Annotated in this window: 5 protein-coding genes; 2 read left to right on the forward strand and 3 right to left on the reverse strand. The window is 42.9% G+C overall.

Annotation, left to right across the window (positions count from 1 at the left end):
* Positions 1–99: 99 nt before the first annotated feature.
* Together QZ379_RS11710 and QZ379_RS11715 are read right to left on the reverse strand one after the other, a co-directional pair.
* Positions 100–1,731: a RagB/SusD family nutrient uptake outer membrane protein gene (locus tag QZ379_RS11710; RefSeq protein ID WP_291564921.1), complete on the reverse strand. Its 1,632-nt coding sequence runs from the start codon at positions 1,729–1,731 to the stop codon at positions 100–102.
* Positions 1,732–1,742: 11 nt separating this feature from the next.
* Positions 1,743–4,487: a SusC/RagA family TonB-linked outer membrane protein gene (locus QZ379_RS11715; RefSeq protein ID WP_291564925.1), complete on the reverse strand. Its 2,745-nt coding sequence runs from the start codon at positions 4,485–4,487 to the stop codon at positions 1,743–1,745.
* A gap of 337 nt (positions 4,488–4,824) precedes the next feature.
* On the opposite strand from QZ379_RS11715, the gene QZ379_RS11720 reads away from it, so the two are divergent.
* A complete protein-coding gene (locus tag QZ379_RS11720; protein WP_366933621.1) occupies positions 4,825–5,400 on the forward strand; it encodes an ion transporter in 576 nt (191 codons plus the stop codon).
* Positions 5,373–5,543, forward strand: a complete 171-nt coding sequence (locus QZ379_RS12780) for an ion channel (RefSeq protein ID WP_366933622.1) — start codon at positions 5,373–5,375, stop codon at positions 5,541–5,543. Before QZ379_RS11720 ends, QZ379_RS12780 begins: the two co-directional genes overlap by 28 nt.
* A gap of 278 nt (positions 5,544–5,821) precedes the next feature.
* Here the strand turns inward: QZ379_RS12780 and QZ379_RS11725 are convergent.
* On the reverse strand, positions 5,822–6,044 hold a 223-nt coding region (locus tag QZ379_RS11725), incomplete at its 5' end, for a hypothetical protein (protein ID WP_291564927.1).

Here is a 6,044-nt window from a genome sequence, read left to right on the forward strand (position 1 = left end):
GGGCTCATTGGGGACTTGCACCCGTTAGCTAATACTCATGCCGAGCATACAAAATTAAGACCTCTCTTACGGAAATTTTCCACCAAGAGAGGTCTTTTTCTATTTCTTATAACCGGAATTTTGCAGTATTCCGTTATTCATCTGGATAATCTTTTCCGGAATTGGAAACACAGTGGTAAATCCGGTATTCTCATTCTCCAGTTGAGGACGGCAGCTATATGCTTCAGTGTAAACTCCGAACCTTATCATATCCTGACGGCGCCATCCTTCCCAGGCAAGCTCAAGCATTCTTTCATCCAGGATATTTTCAAGAGTGGCATTCCTGGCAGGGGCATTTACTCTACTCCTGACAAGATTAAGCTCTCTGTCACCGTTTTCGCCGTTGCGGACCTTGGCTTCACATTTCATAAGAAGCACATCGGCATATCTGTAAAGAACTATATCATTGTCAATAAGTTTACCGTCTTTAAAGCCTGTAGGGTCAACCTCATATTTTTTCATTCTTGCTCCGGCCGTCTTTTCGTACGGTTTACCTGATACATCGAGTGCTACCTTCCAGGGTTCATATACCAAACGTGTCTTTCCATCATCCAGCATTATAGGATTTCCGTCAAGGTCGGTAAGAGCGTCATCAAAATAGCAGAAATCAAATCGGCGGTCTTCATTTTCCGTACCGTAACCAAATGTTTCAAGAACATCCAGAGTGGCAGACGCCCCGTTCTCTCCACCAAGTCCGTAAGCCTTTGCATGATTATAATGACGCGACCTGAATAAATATATGAACTGATTGGTATATAATGTCTTGTCCATAGGTATTACAAAGATATTCTCGACAGACGATTCGTTGAACACTGCAAAATTAGTCCTGTAGTCCGGCTCAAGGTCGTATCCGGCATCAACTATCTTGTCGCAATAGTATAGCGTGGTTTCCCATGCGTTCTTCTTTGCTCCGTCTATTGTAAATTCTATATCAGCTCCGTTTGATCTTAAATTATCAGTCCATACATCGTCTGTATATACCTCGGCATTCAGCGCCAGTTTAGCCAACAGGAAATACGCCACATGCCGTGTGACACGTCCGTAATACTCTCCTGGTACATTACTTCGTTCGTCTGCCAGATAAGGCAATGCTTCCTGCAGCTCATTTACAATAAACCAGAAAGTCTCACTCCTTTCGGCCTGTTCTTTCGAGGATTTCTCTACTCCGTTTTCCTTTATAAGCGGAACTCTGCCGAACAAATCCATAAGATGATAATAGAAAAGTCCCCTTAGAACTTTTACTTCGGCCATCAGAGACCGGGTATCATCATCACTATGCTTTGCTGCATAATCCTTAATTCTTCTGACAGACTCATTACACAGCATGACAGACTTATACAGATATTCCCAGGTGGCAAGAACCGAATTATTGTTTGTTCCCCAGTCATGAAGATACAGCCCTTGCCAAAATCCGCCATCGTACCAGTCTGTGCCGCGTGTAGGCATTATAGCCTCGTCGGTGGTAAAAGTATTCAGATCGTATATGCCACGTCCGGTGCCCTGTATTCCCTCACTGTCATTATATCCGCCTATATTATTATAAAGAGTGGCGACACTGTGCATGTATAGTTCCCTCAGATTTCCCGCTATCTGATTTTCGTTTATCGCGTCCTTAGGATTTTCGTCCAGAAATTCCTTGCAGGAACAGAGAGTAAGGATGCAAGCTGTTATGATGTAAACATACCGTTTCATACGCATTAGTTTTAAAAGTTCAACCCAAGACTTAAAGTATATGTTCTGGATACAGGATAACTGCGTTTGTCGTCAACTCCAAGTGTATCGTCTATGCCAGAACTGTTTATAAGCGGAGTCAGACCGGAATATCCGGTTATAGTGGCAAGATTGTTTATCGTAAAGGCCAGCCTGCAACCCTTAAGCCATAGTCCGTCCTTCACTTTCGGTTGCCATCCTATGGTAAGATAATCAAAGTTCAGATAATTACCGTTTTCCAGCCAGTAGTCCGTAGCCGTCTGGTCACGTATCATCTTTTTGGGAGCTTCTTCCATCACGTTATAGTCCGGCAGATTGTTCATGTTCATATACGTAAGTGCAGTACCGTTATAAATCTTATGGCCGAACGCGCCGTTCATCTGTAGCGACAGGTCGAAAGACTTGTATCTCAGACTGATATTTGAGCCGAGTATATATTTCGGTATGGCCTGCCCGGCTATATATCTGTCCTCACCGTCCTCTATGCTGATACCGCCCCCGTTCAAATCGGCAATGCCATACACATATCCCCCGTTACCGTCATCTTTCAGGCCTGTACATTTAGGCAGGTAGAAAACGCCCAACGGCTGTCCCACTATCTGATACACTATGTTGTTGTTTCCACCATGAAATCCTGCACCGTTCAATCCGGCAATGGCTGTATATTCGGCTGCTGAAATATAATTGCCCTCATACATTCCGCCAAGTGACAGCAGTTTGTTCTGCTGATAGGTGAGATTTGCGTTTATCATGAGTTCCCAGTCGCGTGTTCTCACCGGAGTACCGCCTATAGATATTTCCACGCCATTGTTTTCCATCGAACCGATATTTGCCAAAAGAGTATTATAAGTGAACGGCGGAACGCTGACATGATAATTATAAAGCATATCGCTTGTTTTCGACTTGTAATAATTGACAGATAGAATAAGCCGGCTACCATACATCTGAAGGTCGGCACCCGCATTGAAAGTCTTCTTCACTTCCCACTTCAGGTTAGGATTGACATTCCTCAGAGTTTCAAAAGTGACCATAGGCAAGCTACCCACAGGAGTGACTCCGTTCGGTTTGGCCAAACTCATAGTGGTATAAGAACTTATTCCTCCCTGATTTCCTGCGAGTCCGTATCCCAACCTGACTTTCAGATTATCGACTATATCAACATACCTCATAAAGTCTTCCTGCGATATGTTCCATGCCACAGACGCCGACGGGAAAAATCCCCATTTATGATTCTCGCCGAACTTTGACGACGCGTCCGTACGGGCATTCAATGTTAGAACATACCTGTCATCATACGAATAGTTCACACGCCCCAGAAACGAAACTTGTCTTGGGTCTTCAAAATAAGAGCCAGTACCGTCCCATGGCCTCAATGCACCGGCCTGAAGATTATTGAAACCCATGGCGTCCGACGAGAAGTTAGTGGCCGTGGTATAAAATCCGGAATATCTGTCCTTAGAGAGTTCTCCCAATGCTAATACATCTATAAAATGTTTTCCTATCTGACGGTTATATGTAAGCATCATATTTCCCAGCAGCGATTCCGAGCTTCTCAATCCCCTGTATCCCTGTCCGTATGCCCATACAGAGGTAGGCAGATACTGGCTGTCTTCAGTATTATTATATGTATATGAGCCGAAAACCACCAGTTTCAGCCTGTATGGCAGGTTTATGTTCACCTTCGCGTGCGCGCTGAAATAAGATGCCGCCTCACGGTTGTCCACCTCCATCCATGCCAATGGGTTTGTTATCTGACTCGCCGTAGTAAGATTGTCCCACGCGCCTGAAGCATTCTTCCCCGCCGGAAAAGTAGGATTGAAAGTAGCGGCGGAATAAAATGTCTTCTGCAGGTCGAACAGGCTCCTCTCCCTTTTCACCGAACCGAATATACCGAGTTCGCAGTCTATCACCCCGTCTATCAGCTTCTGGTTCAGATTCATGTTCGATGTAAACATCTTCATCCCCTCGTTCATTATATCACCTTCCATATCCAGATATCCCAGAGATACACGGTAAGAAGACTTATCTCCACCGCCATAAAGAGCGATATTGTGATTCTGCCGTATGGCCGTCCTTTCTATCGCTTTCTGGAAATCAGTATTACAGCCTTTGTCTATGATGCTCAATCCCAGACCGGAAGTGACATTCCTGTATGCATCGGCATCGAGCATTCCTATCCTTTTATACACACTGGAAATGCCGAAACTTCCGCTGTAGTTAATGCTTGTCCTGCCCTTGATACCTTTCTTTGTCACGACATTTATCACGCCGGAAGCTCCACGAGAACCGTACTGAGCCGTTTCGGAAGCATCCTTCAGGATGGCGAAGCTTTCAATGTCGGTTGGATAAATAGAGGTTAGCAGAGTCATATCCCCTATAACACCGTCCACGATGATAAGCGGTGAGTTACCTCCAGTTATGGATGTAGTTCCGCGCAGACGCACCGCATCAAGAGCAGCCGTTCCGTTTCCCCCTTTATTGACAGTAAGTCCCGCTACACGTCCCTGAATGGCCTCTATCGGGTTTACAATCTGTATCTTGTTCATCTGGTCTTCTTTAATCAACTCCACGGAGCCTGACAGTTTTTTAATGCTTCCGGTGGCATAGCCGACATTTACCACTGTATCGGCAGGAACTTTGTCTAATCGTTGTTCTTGTGCATTGATAGTTTGGCCTGCCAATATCAAAGGCAATGTAGCCAACAAGTTAAGCGTATTGGTTCGCCTGTGTTTTTTCATAATGAACTTTTTAAATTAACAATTAATAATTAGCAATTTAAAATGAGCGGATGGCATCACTCTTAATTTTTAATTCTATAAAAATAAGTATTTATATCATGAAAAACAAAAAATGGGCATATAAGGTTGAAATAATATACACATATTATATAAAAAAACAGATATTCAGTTCAGGACGGTATTTTAAATATCATAGTTTTTATTTACATTTGCTGTTAGTACCTATTATTATATAACGATGTAAAATAACCCAAACAATATCATATCACCTATACGTGAGAAGATAACCACTCTTATACGACATGAGAAACTCTGCAGATCCATCCATCGTCAGCTGATGAAAAAATGGTTTCAGTATTTCGTGCTGTTCTTCATTATCGGCTCTATATTTTCAATTATATGCAGATCGTTCGAAGAGTCCGCCCCATACCGCAACTGGCTGTATCTGTTCAATTATCTGGCTTCTTTCGTTTTTACCATCGAGTACGGCCTTAGGATTGCCGCAGCTCCCGTGCAGTATGCACAATATAAAAATCCGTGGATAGCACGTCTGCATTATATTTTTTCGTTTTACGGTCTGATAGACTTTGTAGCCATACTCCCTTTCGTAGGAATATATATCTACAAAGAGACACCTCATATACATCTTGTGGTACTGGCATATATACTGATAATATTCAAGCTTATAAGATATTCACGCTCGTTCCAGATGATAGGAACAGTTTTGAAGACAGTAAAAGAGGAACTCATCACATCTTATACGGCATGCGGCATCATGCTCGGTTTCTCCGGAATTCTGATGTACTACATAGAGCGCAACGCACAACCACAGGCATTCGAGAATATCGGTGATGGATTCTGGTGGGCCATAGTAGCCTTTACTCCGTGGAATACGGTGATATATATCCCATAACTCCTATAGGACGCCTGCTAAGCAGTCTGATAAGTCTGATTGGTATTGCCATGATTGCTATCACAACAGGTATTATAAGCTCGGCTTTCATGAACATGCTGATAGAAAAAAAGCAGAAAGCCGAAAAGGAGAAAGATAAGTAATGAGGATAGAGAAATTATAGTTTGTCAATCCATTTTTTACTACTCTTTGTATAAAGTCCATGCTAAAAAAATTCCACCTAATATAGAGCGTACAGCAAGTCACAGGGATATCTCCATATGTCTCTTTTTAAAAAGCTCCGAACTCCTTAGAGAAAAGGGTTCCATTGCATACAACACCAAGGTTGATCGGGATACTAATTGATTTGCTTCTTTAGATTTATAAGGAATATTAAAAATAAATCCCCATTGGATTTCTACTGCTTCGAATAATCAACATATCATTCCAATTTCACATCTTTCACCGACAGACGATATTTCCCTGTTTCAAAATCATCAGTTTTTCTTATTTCAGGGCACACCAACTGCTTTTCCGGAAAGATATTCCCTGCGTTTATTCCGCGGTGTATAAACGCGAAAATCCCCGAAGTATCTCTACCTCGGGGACCTCTCTTAAAACGGCAGCTACCTACTCTCCCACAATATGCAGTACCATCGGCGTGA

This window comes from Bacteroides sp. (assembly GCF_019417265.1).
GTDB lineage: Bacteria > Bacteroidota > Bacteroidia > Bacteroidales > Bacteroidaceae > Phocaeicola.